We start from the raw sequence: 18,380 nt of genomic DNA, 5'->3' as shown, positions 1-18,380 counted from the left end.
AAGTACGCTGCGAGACATGGCGGAACGCCAGAGAACCGGCCGCTGGCGTACCGGTCAGGAGAACAAGAAGCGCGTCATCGCCGCTGCCCGGGAACATTTCCGGCGCGGCTACGAGCAGGCCACCGTGCGCAACATCGCGGCCGACGCCGGCGTGGATGTCGCGATGGTCTACTACTTCTTCGGAAATAAGGAGGGCTTGTTCACCGCGTCAGTGCTCGATGTCCCCGAGCATCCGCTGCACCAACTGCCGCTACTGCTCGACGACGGGACCGCCCACATCGGCGACCGGTTGGTCCGCGCGTTCCTCGAGCGTTGGGACGCCGGCGACACGTTCGAGCCGCTACTGACGGTGTGGCAGTCAGCGGCCATCCAGCCCCTGGCACGCAAGCTGCTTCACGACACCCTGGCCGGGCCGGTGGCCGAGCGCATCTCCGCCGAATTCGGCGTGGAGGACGCGGTGCTGCGGGTCGAACTCGTGACCGTCCACCTGATGGGCTTGGCCTTCGCGCGGTACCAGCTGCGGATCGAACCGATTGCGTCCACGTCCGTCGACGATCTGGTGGCGTGGATCGGCCCGACAGTGCAGCGCTACCTCACCGGCGAAGTCCGCGGAACCCTAGAGCCGACCGACGGCGTTATGCACATATGACTATCCCGCCATATCAACCACCCTCGGGCTCACCGCCTGGGCCCGGCAACTCGCTGCTGTGTCCGAAGTGCGCCGGCGTCATGAAGACCTACGAGCGAAACGGCATCCACCTCGAGCAGTGCGACAGCTGCCGCGGGATCTTCCTCGATTTCGGCGAGCTCGAGGCGCTGACGCAGATGGAGAACCGCTTCGTGCAGGCCGCGCCCCCACCACCGCAGTCCGGCTACGGCTACGGTCAGGGCCCCGGCTGGGGTCATCGAGGCAACAAGCACTACCGCAAGCAGGGCTTCGGGCGGCTGTTCTTCTCCAGCTAGTCGCCAACGACCTGTTACGACATGCGGCGACAGGCCGCCAGCAGTAGCTCGTCGTCGGGATGATGCGCCGCCGCCTGCACAACGGCTGCGCGCGCGAACGGTTCCACCACCGGCCACGGGTCGCCTACGGGCACCGCCGGACCACCCGCGCCGCGATACGCGTCGAGGAACGCGAACCAGTCGGCGTCGGGGATGAGACCAGCCGCCCAGAAACCGGCGGGACGCGCGAGGTCCCAAGCGGGATCGCCGACGCCGAGATCGTCGACATCGATCAGCAGCCACGGCCCGCCGGCGGTTCGACGCCCGAGTTGGCCGAGGTGCCAGTCACCGTGCACCAGCGCCGCGGGCCGATCGGGTGAGCCCGTCCGCCACGCCTGGTCTGGGAGCGTCGCGGCGGCACGCCTGACAGTCACGTCATGAGTCTGGCGCACCATGCGTCGCAGCCGCTGGGGCCACCCGTGCGGTGGCATTCGCCGGGTCACGACCTCGCGATGAAGGGCGGCGAGCAGCCGCCCGGCGTCGGCCCATGGCAGGTGATCCGGTTGCTGCGCAACAGTTTCCACGCGTGGCCACCTGGTGCGCAGACGGCCGCCGACACGCTCGGGTGCCATGCCGAGCGGAGAAAGCAGCGAACCCGACTCCGCGGCGGTGCGGAGCCGGGTCGCAAGTGCCCTCGGGTCGGTACCCGGCCGGTGCAGCTTGTAGACCACGTCGCCGTCGACGATGATCTCCGCACCGGACCGGGTCTGCACCCCTGAACCGTATTTGTGACGTGACGGCTGCAGTCGGAAACTCACGCCACTTTCGGTTCCAAGCCGTTACTTCAACGCCGCCCGCGGCTCCTGGCGGATGGTGACGTTGATGCGGTTCCACGCATTGATGGTGACCGCCGCTGCGATGACCTGGCCGAGTTCGCGATCCGAGAAGACCGCCGCCGCACGGGCATACACGTCATCAGGCACGTGACCGTTGTGCAGCTCGGTGATCGACTCGGTCAGCGCCAGCGCGGCCCGCTCGCGTTCGGAGAAGATGTCGCCCGCCTCTTCCCACGCCGCGATCAGGTCCAGCTTCTGCTGGCTGATGCCGTGTTTGCGCGCGTCCACGAGATGCATGTCGAGGCAGAACGCGCAGTGGTTGATCTGCGAGGCGCGGATTTTGATCAGCTCGCCGAGTTCGACGTCGACATCCTTGGCCGACGCGGCGCTCAGCGCCAGCATCGCCTCGAGCAGTTCGGGCGAGGACTTGTAGATCTTGAGGCGATCGATGGGTGCTTGGGTTTCCAATGTCTGCGTCATGATCACCACGCTAGTGCGCAAAAGCCCATCAGCATGGTTCAATCGAGCGGTGGGTTCATGGGCCAATCTCGAGCCGAAGGCGCCGGTACACAGCCGCGATCTCCACCTCGACCTACGCGAAGCCATCACGCCTGGGGCCCGCGGCGCGCGAGACCTACTGCTCACCGCCCTTCGCGACGCCGTGCGCTCGGGCCGACTGGCGGCCGGCACCATGCTGCCGCCCTCACGAAGCTTGGCGGCCGACCTCGGACTGGCCCGCAACACCGTCGCCGAGGCCTACGCCGAACTTGTCGCCGAGGGATGGCTGGCCTCCCGCCAGGGAGCAGGCACCTGGGTGGTCAACAACGGCGGCCCCGCCGTGCCCGCCCGTTCGCGCGGTGTTCGCGCCGTCCCCACCCACAACCTCATGCCGGGCTCGCCCGACGTTTCGGAGTTCCCCCGAAGCGAGTGGATCGCCTCCACACGCCGCGCTCTGACGAACGCGCCAACCGAGGCACTGCGGATGGGCGACCCGCGCGGCCGACCCGAGTTACGCGAAGCCGTCGCCGAATACCTCACGCGCGCACGCGGAGTGCGGACCTCCGCGGACGCCGTCGTCATCTGCGCCGGCACCCGGCACGGCGTCGAGATCCTCACCCGGGCTTTCCGGGGTGACCGACCGATCGCGGTAGAGGCGTACGGACTCTTCATATTTCGCGACGCCATTGCCGCGTTGGGCATGGCAACCACGCCCATCGGCGTCGACCAGGACGGCGCGTGTGTGGCAGATCTCGACAATCTCGACGTACCCGCCGCGCTGCTCACCCCCGCACACCACAGCCCACTCGGCATGCCGATGTCACCGTCGCGGCGTACCGCGGTCGTCGAGTGGGCTCAGCGCACCGACGGATACGTCATCGACGACGACTACGACGGTGAGTTCCGCTACGACCGCCAACCCGTCGGCGCGCTGCAGGCGCTGTGTCCGGACCGGGTGGCCTACCTGGGTTCGGCGAGCAAGAGCCTGTCGCCCGTCCTGCGGCTCGGGTGGATGGTGTTACCGAGCGACCTCGTCGAACCGGTCCTCGACGCCGCCGGCGGCGACCAGTTCTACGTCAATGCCATCGCCCAGTTGACAATGGCCGACTTCATCACCAGCGGAAGCTACGACAAGCACATCCGTCGCATGCGCATCCGGTACCGGCACCGCCGCGACAGACTCGTCGACGCTCTGGCCCCGTTCGACATCGGAATCAGCGGTCTGAACGCCGGGCTCAACATGCTGCTGACGCTCCCCGACGGCGCGGAACACGAAGTGCTGCAACGCGCCGGCGAGGCGGGCATCGCGCTGCAGGGCCTGTCGATCATGCGCCATCCGCTGGCCGGGCCGGAGGTCGCGCGGCCCGACGGCATCATCATCGGCTTCGGCACACCCGCCGAGCATGGGTTCGCCGCGGCCGTGGACGCATTGTGCAATGTGCTCCGCTCCAGCGGCTTGGCTCGCTAGGACACATCCCCGTCCACGTAGAACCATTGACGCGCCCGCACCGCAAAGCGGGACAGCTCGTGAAGCGTCCCGGTTCGCCGGCCTTCGCGATGGTGCGCCCGGAACTCCACCTCGCCCTGCTCGTCGCCGGGATCGCCGTCGACGCAACGGACGATCTCGAGGCCCGTCCACACGATATCGGGATCGACCGCGACGCTTTCCGGGCGCGTCCGGGGATGCCACGTCCGCCACAGGTAGTCGGCGTCTCCGACCGCATACGCGCTGTAGCGCGACCGCATGAGCTGCTCGGCGGTCTCCGCCTGCCGCTCACCGGTATGCAGCGGCAGGCAACAGCGACCGAGCTGCGCGCCGCTGCCGCACGGGCAGAGGTCGTCGTGTCGCACCGTCACAGTGTGCCCGTAAGCTGCCCCGGTGGCCGAGCCGCCGATGCAGCCGAATCTGAGCCTGGCGACCCAGGCGTGGCGATTCGTCGTCACCGGCGGGTTCTCCGCCGTGGTCGACTTCGGGTTGTACATCGCACTGCTGGCGGTCGGGCTGCACGTCAACATCGCCAAGACGATCAGCTTCATCGCGGGCACCACGACCGCGTATCTGATCAATCGGCGCTGGACTTTCCAGGCGCCGCCCAGCACCGCCCGCTTCATCGCGGTGTGCGTGCTGTACGCGCTGACCTACACGGTGCAGGTCGGCATCAACTACCTCTTCTACACGACATGGGACGACAAGCCATGGCGGGTTCCGGTGGCGTTCGTCATCGCGCAGGGCACCGCGACGGTCATCAACTTCGTCGTGCAGCGCGCGGTCATCTTCCGGCTGCGGTAGGGGCGGTACCCTCGTCACGATGTTCGCGACCACGACCAAACGCCTGACCGGCTGGGGACGTACCTCCCCGTCGGTCGCGCAGGTGTTGTCGACTCCCGACCCAGAGGTCATCGCCGAGGCCGTTGCACAGGCCGGCCCACGCGGGGTCATCGCACGGGGTCTGGGCCGCTCGTACGGCGACAACGCGCAGAACGGCGGCGGGCTGGTCATCGACATGCCCGCGCTGAACCGCATCCACTCGATGGACTCCGACACCCACCTGGTCGACGTCGACGGTGGCGTCAACCTCGACCAGCTGATGCGTGCCGCCCTGCCATTGGGATTGTGGGTCCCGGTGCTGCCGGGCACCCGCCAGGTGACCATCGGCGGCGCAATCGCCTGCGACATCCACGGCAAGAACCACCACAGCGCGGGCAGCTTCGGCAACCACGTCCGCTCCATGGAGCTGCTGACCGCCGACGGCCAGATCCGCCGGCTCACCCCGGACGGCCCGGAGGCTGAGCTGTTCTGGGCCACCGTCGGCGGCAACGGCCTGACCGGAATCATTCTGCGCGCCACCATCGAGATGACGCCCACCGAAACGGCATACTTCATCGCCGACGGTGACGTCACACAATCCCTGGACGAAACGATCGCGTTCCACAGCGACGGCAGCGAGGCCGACTACACCTACTCCAGCGCGTGGTTCGACGCGATCAGCCCACCGCCGAAGCTCGGCAGGGCCGCCATCTCCCGGGGCTCCCTCGCGACCGTCGACCAACTGCCCAAGAAGCTGCAGCGAAACCCGCTGAAATTCGATGCGCCGCAATTGCTTACGCTGCCCGACGTGTTTCCCAACGGCCTGGCCAACAAGTACACATTCATGCCGATCGGCGAACTGTGGTACCGCAAGTCCGGCAGTTACCGCGGCAAGGCCCAGAATTTGACGCAGTTCTACCACCCGCTCGACATGTTCGGCGAGTGGAACCGGGCGTTCGGATCCGACGGATTCGGGCAGTACCAGTTCGTGGTGCCGACCGAGGCCGTCGATGAGTTCAAGGCCATCATCGTCGACATCCAGCGCTCCGGCCACTACTCGTTCCTCAACGTGTTCAAGCTATTCGGCCCGGGAAATCAAGCGCCGCTGAGCTTTCCGATTCCCGGCTGGAACGTCTGCGTGGACTTCCCCATCAAGGCCGGGCTTGGTGAGTTCCTCGACGAACTCGACCGTCGCGTGCTGGAGTTCGGCGGCCGGCTCTACACCGCCAAGGATTCCCGTACCACCGCCGAAACCTTTCACGCCATGTACCCGCGGATCGACGAATGGATCGCGGTGCGCCGCAAGGTCGACCCCGACGGGGTCTTCGCCTCCGACATGGCCCGACGCTTGGAGCTGCTTTAGATGGTGCGCAATGGTTTTTGATGCCGTGGGCAACCCCCAGACCATCCTGCTGCTCGGCGGGACGTCCGAGATCGGGCTGGCCATCTGCGAGCGCTACCTGCGCACCGCCAAGGCGCGGGTGCTGCTCGCGGACCTGCCCAACCATCCCCGCAAGGACGCGGCCCTAGAGCAGTTGAAGGCGGCAGGCGCAAAGTCCGTGGAGTGGATCGACTTCGACGCTCTCGACACCGCCGGCCATCCCCGCGTGATCGAGGCGGCCGCCACCGATGACAGCGGCGGCCCGAGAGACATCGACGTCGCCATCGTGGCGTTCGGTCTGCTCGGTGACGCCGAGGAGCTGTGGCAGAACCAGAGCAAGGCCGTGCAGATCGCCGGAATCAACTACACCGCGGCGGTCTCCGTCGGCGTGCTGCTCGGTGAGAAGATGCGCGCCCAGGGGTCGGGGCGCATCATCGCGATGAGCTCAGCCGCGGGCGAGCGGGTGCGGCGGTCCAACTTCGTTTACGGCTCCACCAAGGCCGGCCTCGACGGTTTCTACCTCGGACTCGGAGAGGCGTTGCGCGAGTACGGGGTTCGGGTCCTGGTCATCAGGCCAGGACAGGTGCGCACCACAACCACGATTGAGCACTGGAAGGCCACCGGCGCCAAAGAAGCACCGTTCACCGTCGACAAGGAAGACGTCGCCGAGATGGCGGTCACGGCATCGGCCAAAGGCAAGGAATTGATATGGGCGCCGGGAGCATTCCGGTACGTGATGATGGTGTTGCGGCACATCCCGCGGCCCGTCTTCCGCAAGCTCCCCATCTGATGCAGCGCGCGCCGGCCACCACCATCGGAGTCGTCGGCCAGATGGCCGCGGCGGTCGCGGTCGCCGTCGTCGTCGCGGTGGTGTCCCTGGTGGCGATAGCGCGGGTCGAGTGGCCCGCCTACAACTCCTCGAACCAGTTGCACGCGCTCACGACCGTCGGCCAAGTCGTCTGCCTGGCAGCGTTGTTGGCGTGCGGATGGCTCTGGCGGCGCGGGCGCCGTGTCGTGGCCCGTGGTGCCACACTGGTGTTCCTGTCCGCGTTCTCGGTCGTGACGCTCGCGATGCCGTTGGGCGCGACGAAGCTTTACCTGCACGGCATCTCGGTCGACCAGGCCTTTCGCACGGAGTATCTCACTCGGCTGACCGATACCGTCGGCCCGCACGACATGACCTACTACGGTCTGCCGCCGTTCTATCCGCCCGGTTGGTTCTGGCTCGGCGGCCGACTGGCGGCCGTGACCGGCACACCCGCATGGGAGATGTTCAAACCGTGGGCGATCATCTCGGTCACCGTCGCCATCGTGCTCGCCTTCGTGGTGTGGGCGGCCATGATTCGGTTCGATTACGCGCTGATCGTGTCGACGGCCACCGCGGCCGCCAGCCTGGCGTACTCGCCGGCCGAGCCCTACGCGGCGATCATCACCGTGCTGCTGCCGCCCGTGTTCGTGCTGGCGTGGTCGGGCCTGCGTGGGGCGACGAGAAACGGCGGCTGGGCCGCTGTCGTCGGCACGGGTCTGTTCCTCGGCGTCGCCGCGTTGTTCTACTCGCTGCTGCTCGGCTACGCGGCGTTCACGCTGACGATCATGGCGCTGGCGCTCGCGCTCGCCCGCCGAAGTGTCGAGCCGCTACTTCGACTCCTCGTCATCGCGGTGATCTCGGCGGCCATGTGGCTGTTCGGCCTGGGGCCGTGGCTGCTGGCCGCGATCAAGGATCAGCCGGCTGACTCCGGCACCGCCCAGCACTACCTGCCTGCGGCGGGCGCGCAACTCGAATTCCCGATGCTGCACTTCACTCTGCTCGGTGCGCTGTGCATGCTCGGCACCCTTTGGCTGGTGTGGCGTGCCCGCTCGTCGACCCGGGCGGGCGCGCTGGCCGTCGCGGTCCTGGCGGTCTACGCCTGGTCGCTGCTGTCGATGCTCACCACACTGGCGGGCACCACGCTGCTGTCCTTCCGGTTGCAGCCGACGCTGACGGTGCTGCTGACCGCCGCGGGCGCCTTCGGGTTCATCGAAGTCAGCCTTGCGGTCGCCGCCCGCGTCCGAGCCGAGAACGCCAAGCGCGTCATCGCCGTCGCCGCCACTCTGGGCACGATCGGTGCCGTCACGTTCAGCCAGGACATTCCCGACGTGCTGCGCTCCGACATCGTCGTCGCCTACACCGACACCGACGGCAGCGGCCAGCGCGCCGACCGTCGGCCGCCCGGCGCCGAGCGGTATTACCGTGAAATCGACGCCAAGATCACCGAGGCCACCGGGCAGCCACGCAATGAGACCGTGGTGCTGACCGCCGACTACAGCTTCCTTTCCTACTACCCGTACTACGGCTTCCAGGGCCTCACATCGCACTACGCGAACCCGCTGGCGCAGTTCGAGAAGCGCGCCGCCGCCATCGAGAGCTGGGTGACGCTGGGCGACGCCGACCAGTTCATCGCCGCCCTCGACACGCTGCCGTGGAAGCCGCCGAACGTCTTTTTGATGCGCCGCGGTGCGGACGACACCTACACCCTGCGCCTGGCCGCCGACGTCTACCCCAACCAACCCAACGTCCGGCGCTACCACGTCGCGCTGGACGAGGCCTTGTTCGACGATCCGCGCTTCTCCGTGTCGGAGATCGGACCGTTCGTGCTGGCCATTCGACTCCCCAATTAGGATCAACCCCCGTGATTGCCGCTGGGTCCAACCACCGGACAGCGCGACTGATCGCCGTGGTCGCGGGTTTGGTCGGAGCGGCACTGGCCATCGCCACCCCTTTCCTGCCGGTCGAGCAGACCACCGCGGAGATCAACTGGCCGCAGAACGGCGTGCTGCAGAGCGTCGACGCGCCGTTGATCGGGTACGTCGCCACCGATCTGGAGATCGCGATCCCTTGCCAAGCGGCGGCCGGGCTGACCGGACCGGGCCGTAGCGTCCTGCTTTCGACGGTGCCCAAACAGGCGCCCAAGGCCGTGGACCGCGGCCTGCTCATCGAACGCGTCAACAACGACGTGCTCATCATCGTCCGCAACACGCCGGTCGTCAGCGCCCCGCTCAACGAGGTGTTGAGCCCCGCCTGTCAGCGGATCACCGTCACCGCCCACGCCGACAACGTCACCGGGGAGTTCGTCGGCCTGGTCCAGGGGCGAGACGATCAGGAACCTGGCGAGCCGCTGCGCGGTGAGCGCGGCGGCTACGACTTCCGGCCGCAGATCGTCGGCGTCTTCACCGACCTGTCCGGGCCCGCGCCCCCGGGCCTGCAGTTCTCGGCGACCGTCGACTCGCGCTACAGCACCTCGCCGACGCTGCTGAAACTGTTGGTGATGATCGTCGGGGTGGCGATGACGGTCGTCGCGCTCGGCGCCTTGCATGTCCTGGACACCGCGGACGGCCGACGGGCCAAACGCTTCCTGCCGCCGCGCTGGTGGTCGGTCACACCCCTCGACGGGGTGGTGACCGCGGTCCTTGTGTGGTGGCACTTCGTCGGCGCGAACACCGCAGACGACGGCTACATCCTCACGATGGCCAGGGTCTCGGACCAGGCCGGCTACATGGCCAACTACTACCGCTGGTTCGGCACGCCCGAGTCGCCGTTCGGCTGGTACTACGACCTGCTGGCGTTGTGGTCGAACGTCAGCACGGCGAGCGTGTGGGTGCGGCTGCCGACCCTGGTGATGGGCATCGCGTGCTGGTGGGTGATCAGCCGCGAGGTGATCCCGCGTCTCGGCCACGCCGTCAAGGCCAACCGCGCCGCGGCGTGGACGGCAGCCGGCCTGTTCCTGGCGTTCTGGTTGCCGCTGAACAACGGGCTGCGCCCGGAACCGATCATCGCCCTCGGCATACTGCTGACCTGGTGCTCGGTCGAGCGCGGGGTCGCCACCAGCAGGCTGCTGCCCGTCGCCATCGCGCTCATCATCGGCGCGCTGACGCTGTTCTCCGGGCCCACCGGTATCGCAGCCGTCGGCGCGCTGCTGGTAGCCGTCGGACCACTGAAAACGATCGTCGCCGCGCATGTTTCGCGCTTCGGATATCTGGCCCTGCTGGCGCCGATCCTCGCCGCGGCCACCGTGACGATCATCCTGATCTTCCGTGACCAGACCCTGGCCGCTGAACTGCAGGCCAGCTCGTTCAAGTCGGCCGTCGGCCCCAGCCTGAGCTGGTTCGACGAGCACATCCGCTACGAACGACTGTTCACCACCAGCCCCGACGGCTCAGTCGCGCGCCGGTTCGCCGTGCTCACCCTGCTGCTGGCACTGGCGGTGTCGGTCGCAATGACGTTGCGCAAGTGGCGGATACCCGGCACCGCGGCCGGCCCGAGCCGCCGCATCATCGGGATCACCATCATCTCGTTCCTCGCGCTGATGTTCACCCCGACCAAGTGGACGCATCACTTCGGGGTGTACGCGGGGCTCGCCGGTTCACTCGGTGCGCTTGCCGCAGTGGCCGTCACCGGCGCCGCGATGCGCTCACGTCGCAACCGGGCCATGTTCGCCGCAGCCGTGTTGTTCGTGATGGCGTTGTCGTTCGCCACCGTCAACGGATGGTGGTACGTCTCGAATTTCGGGGTCCCGTGGTCGAACCAGTTCCCGGAGTGGAAGTTCGGCTTCACAACGGCACTGCTGGGCCTGTCCATCGCGACGCTCCTGCTGGCGGCGTGGTTCCACTTCTCCGGACGAGACACCTCCCCGCCCGGGCCACCGCGTCGCTGGCAACGAATCATGCAGTCTCCGTTGGCTATTGCCACCTGGCTGCTGGTCGTGTTCCAGGTACTCTCGCTGACACTGGCGATGATCGACCAGTACCCGGGGTGGAGCGTCGGCCGGTCCAACATCGACGCCGTCGCGGGTAGGACCTGCGGAATGGCCTCCGACGTGCTGGTCGAGCAGGACACCAACGCCGGGATGCTGCGACCCATCGGCACGCCCGTCGGCGAAGCGCTCGGCGCATCTACCGCAGAAGGCTTCGGACCCAACGGAATACCGTCTGACCTGTCCGCCGACGAGGTGATGAGCGGGCCCGGCACCGCGTCCAACTTCGCCGATTCGCGAACCGAAGGCGAGGAGTCCACAGAAGAGGCCGGCACCGAAGGCGGCACCACCGCGGCTGCGGGCGTCAACGGGTCGCGGGCTCGGCTGCCCTTCCGGCTCGACCCGGCCAGCACCCCGGTGATGGGCAGCTGGCGCAGCGGGACCCAGCAGCCGGCCACCCTACGTTCGGCGTGGTACCGGCTGCCCGACAACTGGGCCGAGAGCGAGGCCGCCGATCAGATCCTCGTCGTGGCCGCCGCGGGCCGTTTCGATCCCGGCGAGGTCGTCGTGCAGTGGGCCACCGACGACCAGGCGGGCGCCGACGAACCCGGCGGCGGCATCGGCTTCGCCGACGTCGGCTCCGCCCCCGCGTGGCGCAACCTTCGCGCCCCGCTCGCGGCTCTTCCGCGCGACGCCACCCAGGTGCGCCTGGTGGCCAGCGACGACGATCTCAACCCTCAGCACTGGATCGCGGTGACTCCGCCGCGGATCCCGCAACTGCGCACACTGCAGGATGTCGTGGGCTCCCAGGACCCGGTGCTGCTGGACTGGCTTGTCGGGCTGGCATTCCCCTGCCAACGGCCGTTCCAACACCAGAACGGCGTCACCGAGGTGCCGAAGTGGCGCATCCTGCCCGATCGGTTCGGCGCGCAGGCGAACTCGCCGGTGATGGACTACCTCGGCGGCGGCCCGCTCGGGATCACCGAACTGCTGACCCGCGCCATGACCGTGCCGTCGTATCTGAAGGACGACTGGTTCCGAGACTGGGGCGAGCTTCAGCAGCTCATCCCGTATTACCCGAACGCGCAGCGGGCGCGGCTGGACCTCGGTTCGGCAACGCGCAGCGGACTGTGGAGCCCGGCTCCGCTGCGCCTTTCGTAGCTTCGCCTACCATCGACCCTCGTGCCTGGTGATGAGCGCTTGCCGCGAAGAACAGACGGCGGCACCCCTCGCTCTGCGCGCCTGATCGCCGTCGTTGCGGGCATTGCGGGCATTCTGCTCTGCGGGCTGGTCCCCCTGCTTCCGGTCAAGCAGACCACCGCCACGATCCTGTGGCCGCAGGCGTCCACGCCCGACGGGCTGATCACCGACGTGACCGCGCCGCTGGTGTCCGGCGCACCGCAGGCGCTCGACGTCTCCATCCCGTGCCAGGCGGTGGCGACCCTGCCCGAGGCCGGCGGGCTGGTGCTGTCGACCGTTCCGCCCGGCGGCATCGACGCCAGCCGCAGCGGCCTGTTCGTCCGCGCGACGGCCGACGTCGTGTTCGTCGCGTTCCGTGACTCCGTCGCCGCGGTCGCGCCACGGCCCGCGGTCGAGTCGGGCGCGTGCAGCACCCTGCACATCTGGGGGAACCCCGGCGGCGTCGGTGCGGATTTCACCGGAATCCCCGGCGCGGCCGGCACCCTGGCCGCCGAGAAGAAGCCGCAGGTGGCGGGCGTCTTCACCGACCTGAAGGTGGCCGCGCAAGCGGGGCTCAACGCGAAGATCGACATCGACACCCGATTCATCACCTCGCCGACCCTCCTCAAGCTCGCCGTGATGGTGCTCGGGGTGGCGTGCGTCATCGGATCCATCGTCGGGCTGGTCCTGCTCGACCGTCGGAGTCGGCGCGCCCTACCCGGCAACGCGCGGCGCTTCTGGCGCGTCGGGCTGTGGCACTGGCTCGCCGACATCGGTGTCGTCGGCATCCTGCTGCTGTGGCACGTCATCGGTGCGCTGTCGTCGGACGACGGCTACAACCTGACCATCGCCCGCATTTCGAGCGAGGCCGGCTACACCGCCAACTACTACCGCTTCTTCGGCGCCACCGAGGCGCCGTTCGACTGGTATCAGTCGGTGCTCGCGCAGATGGCGGCGATCAGCACCGCTAGCGTGTGGATGCGCATCCCCGCGACGCTTGCCGCTCTTGGAACCTGGTTGATCCTGAGCCGCTGCGTGCTGCCACGGCTGGGCCGCAAGCTCGGGGTCAACCGGATCGCGATCTGGACGGCCGCAGCGGTGTTCCTTGCCGCGTGGTTGCCGTTCAACAACGGCCTGCGACCGGAGCCGCTGATCGCGTTCGGGGTGATCGCGGCGTGGATGCTGGTGGAGAACGCGATCGGCACGCGGCGGCTGTGGCCCGCGGCGGCGGCGATCGTGATCGCGATGTTCTGCGTGACGCTCGCGCCGCAGGGCCTCATCGCGCTCGCGCCGCTTCTGGTCGGAGCGCGCGCGGTCGCGGCGGTGATCCGCGTGCGCCGACCGGCCGACGGGTTGATGACGGCGCTGGCCCCGCTGGCGGCCGCGGCGTCGCTGATCTTCGTGATCGTGTTCCGCGACCAGACCCTGGCGACCGTCGCCGAGTCCGCGCGCATCAAGTACGTCGTCGGTCCGACCATCGCCTGGTACCAGGAGTTTCTGCGCTACTACTTCCTCACCGTCGAGGACAGTGTCGACTCGTCGCTGACGCGTCGCTTCGCGGTTCTGGTCATGCTGCTCTGCCTGTTCGGCATGCTCACCGTCATGCTGCGCCGCGGCGGGGTCCCCGGCATGGCCAACGGCCCGGCGTGGCGGCTGATCGGCAGCACCGCGATCGCTCTGCTGTTGCTGACGTTCACCCCGACCAAGTGGGGGGTGCAGTTCGGCGCATTCGCCGGGTTGATCGGCGCGCTCGGCGCCGTCACCGCGTTCGCGTTCGCCCGAGTCGGCCTGCACAGTCGACGCAACCTCGTGGTGTACGTGGCCGCGCTGCTGTTCGCACTGGCCTGGGCCACCGCCGGCATCAACGGTTGGTTCTATGTGGGCAACTACGGCGTGCCGTGGTTCGACAAGCAACCGGTGCTCGCGGGCATCCCGGTCACGACCATGTTCCTGGTGCTGGCGATTCTCACCGGGGTGCTGGCCGGCTGGTTGCACTTCCGGATGGATTACGCCGGGCACACCGAGGTCGCAGACACCGGCCGCAACCGCGCGCTTGCCTCTACCCCGCTTCTGGTGGTGGCCGTCATCATGGTGATCCTCGAGGTGGGCTCGATGGCCAAGGGCGCCGTGGGCCGCTACCCGGTGTACACCACCGCAAAGGCCAACTTCGCCGCGCTGACATCCGGACTGTCGGACAAGAGTTGCGCGATGGCCGACGACGTCCTCGTCGAGGCCGACACCAACGCCGGTATGTTGCAACCGGTTCCGGGCCAGCGCTTCGGCGAGTACGGACCCCTGGGCGGTGAGGACCCCGTCGGCTTCACGCCGAACGGTGTCAGCGACACCCTCGAGCCCGCCGAGCCGGTGACCGCCAACCCCGGCCTGGTCAACTCCGACGGTTCGGCCAACGAGCCGAACGTCGGGATCGGATTCGCGGCGGGCACCGGCGGCGGCTACGGCCCCAAGGGCGTCAACGGCTCGAACGTGTTCCTGCCGTTCGGGCTCGACCCAAAGCGCACCCCCGTGATGGGCAGCTACGACGAGAACACCGTGGCCGCTGAGGTGACTTCGGCCTGGTATCAACTGCCGCCGCGCAGCCCCGACCGCCCACTGGTGAGCGTCGCCGCGGCGGGCGCGATCTGGTACTTCGAGGAGGACGGCTCGTTCAACTACGGCCAGTCGCTGAAACTGCAGTGGGGTGTGCACCGCCCCGACGGCAGCTACCAGGCGCTCGGCGAGGTGCAGCCGATTGACATCTTCATGCAGAAGGCATGGCGCAACCTGCGATTTCCGCTGGCGTGGGCGCCGCCGGAGGCCAACGTCGCGCGCATCGTCGCCGACGATCCCAACCTGTCCACCGATCAGTGGTTCGCGTTCACGCCCCCGCGGGTGCCGGTGCTGGAGACAGCGCAGCAGTTCCTCGGGTCCCAGACCCCCGTGCTGATGGACATCGCGACTGCCGCCAACTTCCCGTGTCAGCGGCCGTTCTCCGAGCGTCTCGGGGTCGCCGAACTGCCGGAGTACCGTATTCTGCCGAACTTCAAGCAGGTGGTGTCGTCGTCGAACATGTGGCAGTCCGCGCAGGACGGCGGCCCGTTCCTGTTCATCCAGGCCCTTCTGCGCACCTCGGCGGTGCCGACGTATCTGCGCGACGACTGGTACCGCGACTGGGGTTCGATCGAGCGTTACGACCGCGTGGTACCGCAGGAGCAGGCGCCGAATGCCGAAGTGCAGCAAGGAGTTACGCAGGTGTTCGGGTGGAGCCGTAGCGGACCGGTGAGGGCGCTGCCGTGAACCGCGAAACGAACGCGACCACCATGGGCCGCGACGTGAGGATCGCCCGCTGGGTCGCCATGATCGCGGGTCTGATCGGGGTCGTGTTCTCGGTGCTGACGCCGCTGCTGCCGGTGGTGCAGACCACCGCGACGCTGAACTGGCCGCAGAACGGTCAGATGAACAGCGTGACGGCGCCGCTGATCTCGCTGACGCCGGTGTCGATGACGGCCACGGTGCCGTGCGACGTCATCCGGTCCATGCCGCCTCGCGGCGGCACAGTCCTTGGCACCGCACCCAAGGACGGCAAGCAGGCCGCACTGCAGTCACTGTTCGTCAACGTCTCCCGCGAGCGTGTCGACGTCACCGACCGAAATGTGGTAGTCGCCAGCGTCCCTCGCGCGCGGGTGCTTTCCCCTGAGTGCCAGCGCATCGAGATCACCTCGGCGGAGTCGGGGACGTTCGCGACGTTCGTCGGCTTGACCAAACCCGACGGCACCGAGCAGCGAACAGGTTTCGCCGATCCGAACCTGCGCCCGCAGATCGTCGGGGTGTTCACCGATCTGACCGGCCCGGCGCCGCCCGGGCTGTCGATGTCGGCCACCATCGACACCCGCTTCACCACCAAGCCGACCGTGCTGAAACTGACCGCGATGCTGCTGGCGATGACGGCGACCGTCGTCGCGCTGGTGGCGCTGTGGCGGCTCGATCAGCTCGACGGCAGGCGCATGCAGCGCGTGATTCCCACGCGCTGGCGCACTTTCACCTCCACCGACGTCGCCGTCGTCGGCGGCTTCCTGCTGTGGCACATCATCGGCGCGAACTCCTCCGATGACGGCTACCAGTTGCAGATGGCCCGCGTCGCCGGGCACGCCGGCTACATGTCCAACTACTTCCGGTGGTTCGGCAGTCCGGAAGACCCGTTCGGCTGGTACTACAACCTTCTTGCGGCGATGTCGTCGGTCAGCGACGCCAGTATCTGGATTCGGTTGCCTGACCTGGTCTGTGGCGTTGTGTGCTGGCTGCTGCTGTCGCGTGAAGTGCTGCCGCGACTGGGACCAGCGGTGTCGTCGAGCAGGGCTGCGATGTGGGCGGCCGGGCTGGTGCTGCTCGCGGCGTGGATGCCGTTCAACAACGGGTTGCGGCCGGAGGGACAGATCGCCACCGGCGCGTTGATCACCTACGTCCTGATCGAGCGGGCCATCGTGTCGGGCCGGATGACACCCGCGGCGTTGGCCACGATGACCGCGGCGTTCACGCTGGGGATACAGCCCACCGGCCTGATCGCTGTCGCGGCGCTGCTGGCGGGCGGCAGGCCGATCCTTCGGATCCTGGTGCGCAGGCGCCGCCTGGTCGGCACGTGGCCGCTGGTCCTGCCGCTGCTGGCCGCGGGCACGGTGATCCTGACCGTGGTGTTCGCCGACCAAACCATCGCAACGGTGTTGGAGGCCACCAGGATTCGTACGGCCATCGGACCGGCGCAGGAGTGGTACACCGAGAATCTGCGGTACTACTACCTGATTCTGCCGACCGTCGACGGGTCGCTGTCGCGGCGGTTCGGCTTCCTGATCACCGCGCTGAGCCTGTTCGCGTCGATCTTCATCCTGTTGCGACGCAAGCGTGTTCCCGGTGTGGCACGCGGACCGGCGTGGCGCCTGATGGGCACCATCTTCGGCACGATCTTCTTCCTGACGTTCGCGCCGACCAAGTGGGTGCACCACTTCGGCCTGTTCGCCGCCGTCGGCGCGGCCATGGCGGCCCTGGCCACGGTGCTGGTGTCGCCGCTGGTCCTGCGGTCGGCCCGCAACCGCATGGCGTTCCTTGCGGGCGTGCTGTTCGTGCTGGCGTTGTGCTTCGCCACCACCAACGGCTGGTGGTACGTGTCGAGCTACGGCGTGCCGTTCAACAACGACATGCCCGTCATCGGCGGGATCACCGTCAGCACAATATTCTTCGCGCTGTTCGTCCTGGTGGTGATCTATGCCGTCCTGCTGCACTTCGGCGGCCGGTTCCGGGGTCAGGACCGGTTCACGAGGGCGATCACCGCCGCGCCGCTGCCGATCGCCGCGGGGCTGATGGTCCTTGTGTTCATCGGTTCGATGCTGGCCGGTGTGGTGCGCCAGTACCCGACGTACTCCAACGCGTGGGCCAACCTGCGCGCGTTCACCGGCGGCTGCGGGTTGGCCGACGACGTGCTGGTGGAGCCGAACCCGGGCGACGGATTCCTGACGCCGCTGCCCGGTCGGTACGGCCCGCTGGGTCCGCTGGGCGGCGAGCGACCGACGGGGTTCACGCCGAACGGTGTGCCGGAAAAGATTGTGGCCGAGACGATTCGGATGACGCTGCCGATGCCGGGCACCGACTACGACTGGGCGCAGCCGACGAAACTCAGGACGCCGGGCGTCAACGGCTCGAGGGTGCCGCTGCCGTACGGGCTGAACCCCGCCGACGTGCCGCTGGCCGGCAGCTACGCCGAGGGTCCGCAGCAGGAGAGCAGGCTGACGTCGGCCTGGTATCAGCTGGCGCCGCCCGACGATGCGCATCCGCTCGTAGTGGTCACCGCGGCAGGCAACATCACCGGCGACAGTGTGTTCAATGGGCGCAGTGAAGGCCAGAGCGTGCAACTCGAGTACGCGCGGCCCGGACCCGACGGTGCGCCCGTTCCCGCCGGCGGGCTGGTGCCCTACGACCTCGGACCGGTCCCGTCGTGGCGCAACCTGCGCTTCGCACGCAGTGATATCCCGTCAGACGCTGTCGCGGTACGCGTTGTGGTGGAGGATCTTTCGTTGACACCGGGCGATTGGGTCGCCGTCACCCCGCCGCGGGTGCCTGAACTCCGCTCGGTGCAGGAGTACGTCGGCTCCGAGGAACCCGTGCTGATGGACTGGGCCGTCGGCATGGCGTTCCCATGCCAGCAGCCGATGCTGCACGCCAACGGGGTCACCGAGATCCCGAAGTTCAGGATCACCCCGGACTACAACGCCAAGCGCAAGGACACCGACACCTGGCAGGACGGTCTCAACGGCGGCCTGCTGGGCATCAGCGACCTGCTGCTGCGCGCGCAGGTGATGGCGACGTACCTCTCGCAGGACTGGGGCCGCGACTGGGGGTCGCTGCGCAAGTTCGAACCCACCCCCGATGCCCGCGACGCGCAGCCCGCGACGCTGGACTTCGGCACCTCGACGCACAGCGGCCTCTACAGCCCTGGACACATCCGCATCGAGCCGTAAGCC

13 protein-coding genes are annotated in these 18,380 nt (G+C 68.1%); 10 read left to right on the top strand and 3 right to left on the bottom strand.

The window, feature by feature from the left end:
* Positions 1 to 16: 16 nt before the first annotated feature.
* Both N4S67_RS24645 and N4S67_RS24640 read left to right on the top strand, forming a co-directional pair.
* Complete coding sequence (locus tag N4S67_RS24645) at positions 17 to 649, top strand: TetR/AcrR family transcriptional regulator (protein WP_260995647.1); 633 nt, start codon at positions 17 to 19, stop codon at positions 647 to 649.
* The gene (locus N4S67_RS24640) at positions 646 to 963 is read left to right on the top strand and encodes a TFIIB-type zinc ribbon-containing protein (RefSeq protein ID WP_260995646.1); all 318 of its coding nucleotides are present in this window, start codon (positions 646 to 648) and stop codon (positions 961 to 963) included. Before N4S67_RS24645 ends, N4S67_RS24640 begins: the two co-directional genes overlap by 4 nt.
* Positions 964 to 977: 14 nt before the next feature.
* On the opposite strand, the gene N4S67_RS24635 is transcribed toward N4S67_RS24640, so the two are convergent.
* Together N4S67_RS24635 and N4S67_RS24630 are read right to left on the bottom strand one after the other, a co-directional pair.
* Positions 978 to 1,715 (bottom strand): phosphotransferase family protein, encoded by a 738-nt coding sequence (locus N4S67_RS24635; RefSeq protein ID WP_260995645.1) that lies wholly within the window; start codon positions 1,713 to 1,715, stop codon positions 978 to 980.
* A 66-nt stretch (positions 1,716 to 1,781) separates the two neighbouring features.
* Positions 1,782 to 2,258 (bottom strand): carboxymuconolactone decarboxylase family protein, encoded by a 477-nt coding sequence (locus tag N4S67_RS24630; RefSeq protein ID WP_260995644.1) that lies wholly within the window; start codon positions 2,256 to 2,258, stop codon positions 1,782 to 1,784.
* Positions 2,259 to 2,307: 49 nt separating this feature from the next.
* Here N4S67_RS24630 and pdxR point away from each other — a divergent pair, with 49 nt between their 5' ends.
* Complete coding sequence (gene pdxR, locus N4S67_RS24625; RefSeq protein ID WP_260995826.1) at positions 2,308 to 3,744, top strand: MocR-like pyridoxine biosynthesis transcription factor PdxR; 1,437 nt, start codon at positions 2,308 to 2,310, stop codon at positions 3,742 to 3,744.
* Here pdxR and N4S67_RS24620 read toward each other — a convergent pair.
* Positions 3,741 to 4,127, bottom strand: coding sequence for a YchJ family protein (locus tag N4S67_RS24620; RefSeq protein ID WP_260995643.1), 387 nt, complete (start codon positions 4,125 to 4,127; stop codon positions 3,741 to 3,743). The two genes, pdxR and N4S67_RS24620, sit on opposite strands and share 4 nt — an antisense overlap.
* Before the next feature lie 43 nt (positions 4,128 to 4,170).
* Here N4S67_RS24620 and N4S67_RS24615 point away from each other — a divergent pair, with 43 nt between their 5' ends.
* The 7 genes from N4S67_RS24615 to N4S67_RS24585 are packed head-to-tail and all read left to right on the top strand — an operon-like array spanning position 4,171 to position 18,377.
* Positions 4,171 to 4,566: a GtrA family protein gene (locus tag N4S67_RS24615; protein ID WP_260995825.1), complete on the top strand. Its 396-nt coding sequence runs from the start codon at positions 4,171 to 4,173 to the stop codon at positions 4,564 to 4,566.
* A 19-nt stretch (positions 4,567 to 4,585) separates the two neighbouring features.
* A complete protein-coding gene (locus N4S67_RS24610) occupies positions 4,586 to 5,947 on the top strand; it encodes an FAD-binding oxidoreductase (RefSeq protein WP_260995642.1) in 1,362 nt (453 codons plus the stop codon).
* Between the two features lie 10 nt (positions 5,948 to 5,957).
* Positions 5,958 to 6,755: a decaprenylphospho-beta-D-erythro-pentofuranosid-2-ulose 2-reductase gene (locus tag N4S67_RS24605; protein WP_260995641.1), complete on the top strand. Its 798-nt coding sequence runs from the start codon at positions 5,958 to 5,960 to the stop codon at positions 6,753 to 6,755.
* Positions 6,755 to 8,623: a galactan 5-O-arabinofuranosyltransferase gene (locus N4S67_RS24600; protein ID WP_260995640.1), complete on the top strand. Its 1,869-nt coding sequence runs from the start codon at positions 6,755 to 6,757 to the stop codon at positions 8,621 to 8,623. Before N4S67_RS24605 ends, N4S67_RS24600 begins: the two co-directional genes overlap by 1 nt.
* 11 nt (positions 8,624 to 8,634) lie before the next feature.
* On the top strand, positions 8,635 to 11,856 hold the full coding sequence (locus N4S67_RS24595) for an arabinosyltransferase domain-containing protein (RefSeq protein WP_260995639.1): 3,222 nt from the start codon (positions 8,635 to 8,637) through the stop codon (positions 11,854 to 11,856).
* A 21-nt stretch (positions 11,857 to 11,877) separates the two neighbouring features.
* Positions 11,878 to 15,168 carry an arabinosyltransferase domain-containing protein gene (locus N4S67_RS24590; protein ID WP_390893505.1) on the top strand — a complete coding sequence of 1,097 codons (3,291 nt, stop codon included), beginning with the start codon at positions 11,878 to 11,880 and terminating at the stop codon, positions 15,166 to 15,168.
* Between the two features lie 23 nt (positions 15,169 to 15,191).
* The gene (locus tag N4S67_RS24585; protein WP_260995823.1) at positions 15,192 to 18,377 is read left to right on the top strand and encodes an arabinosyltransferase domain-containing protein; all 3,186 of its coding nucleotides are present in this window, start codon (positions 15,192 to 15,194) and stop codon (positions 18,375 to 18,377) included.
* Positions 18,378 to 18,380 lie beyond the last annotated feature (3 nt).

The sequence above is a fragment of the Mycobacterium deserti genome (assembly GCF_025345615.1).
Lineage (GTDB): Bacteria > Actinomycetota > Actinomycetes > Mycobacteriales > Mycobacteriaceae > Mycobacterium > Mycobacterium deserti.
This window is presented reverse-complemented; position numbering and strand designations above follow the sequence as displayed.

Excerpts from the sequence above, each read along its gene's own strand:
- N4S67_RS24645 (WP_260995647.1), top strand. The coding sequence starts at position 17 with ATGGCGGAACGCCAGAGAACCGGCCGCTGGCGTACCGGTCAGGAGAAC.
- N4S67_RS24640 (WP_260995646.1), top strand. The coding sequence starts at position 646 with ATGACTATCCCGCCATATCAACCACCCTCGGGCTCACCGCCTGGGCCC.
- N4S67_RS24630 (WP_260995644.1), bottom strand. The coding sequence starts at position 2,258 with ATGACGCAGACATTGGAAACCCAAGCACCCATCGATCGCCTCAAGATC.
- N4S67_RS24615 (WP_260995825.1), top strand. The coding sequence starts at position 4,171 with ATGCAGCCGAATCTGAGCCTGGCGACCCAGGCGTGGCGATTCGTCGTC.
- N4S67_RS24610 (WP_260995642.1), top strand. The coding sequence starts at position 4,586 with ATGTTCGCGACCACGACCAAACGCCTGACCGGCTGGGGACGTACCTCC.
- N4S67_RS24605 (WP_260995641.1), top strand. The coding sequence starts at position 5,958 with ATGGTTTTTGATGCCGTGGGCAACCCCCAGACCATCCTGCTGCTCGGC.
- N4S67_RS24600 (WP_260995640.1), top strand. The coding sequence starts at position 6,755 with ATGCAGCGCGCGCCGGCCACCACCATCGGAGTCGTCGGCCAGATGGCC.
- N4S67_RS24585 (WP_260995823.1), top strand. The coding sequence starts at position 15,192 with ATGGGCCGCGACGTGAGGATCGCCCGCTGGGTCGCCATGATCGCGGGT.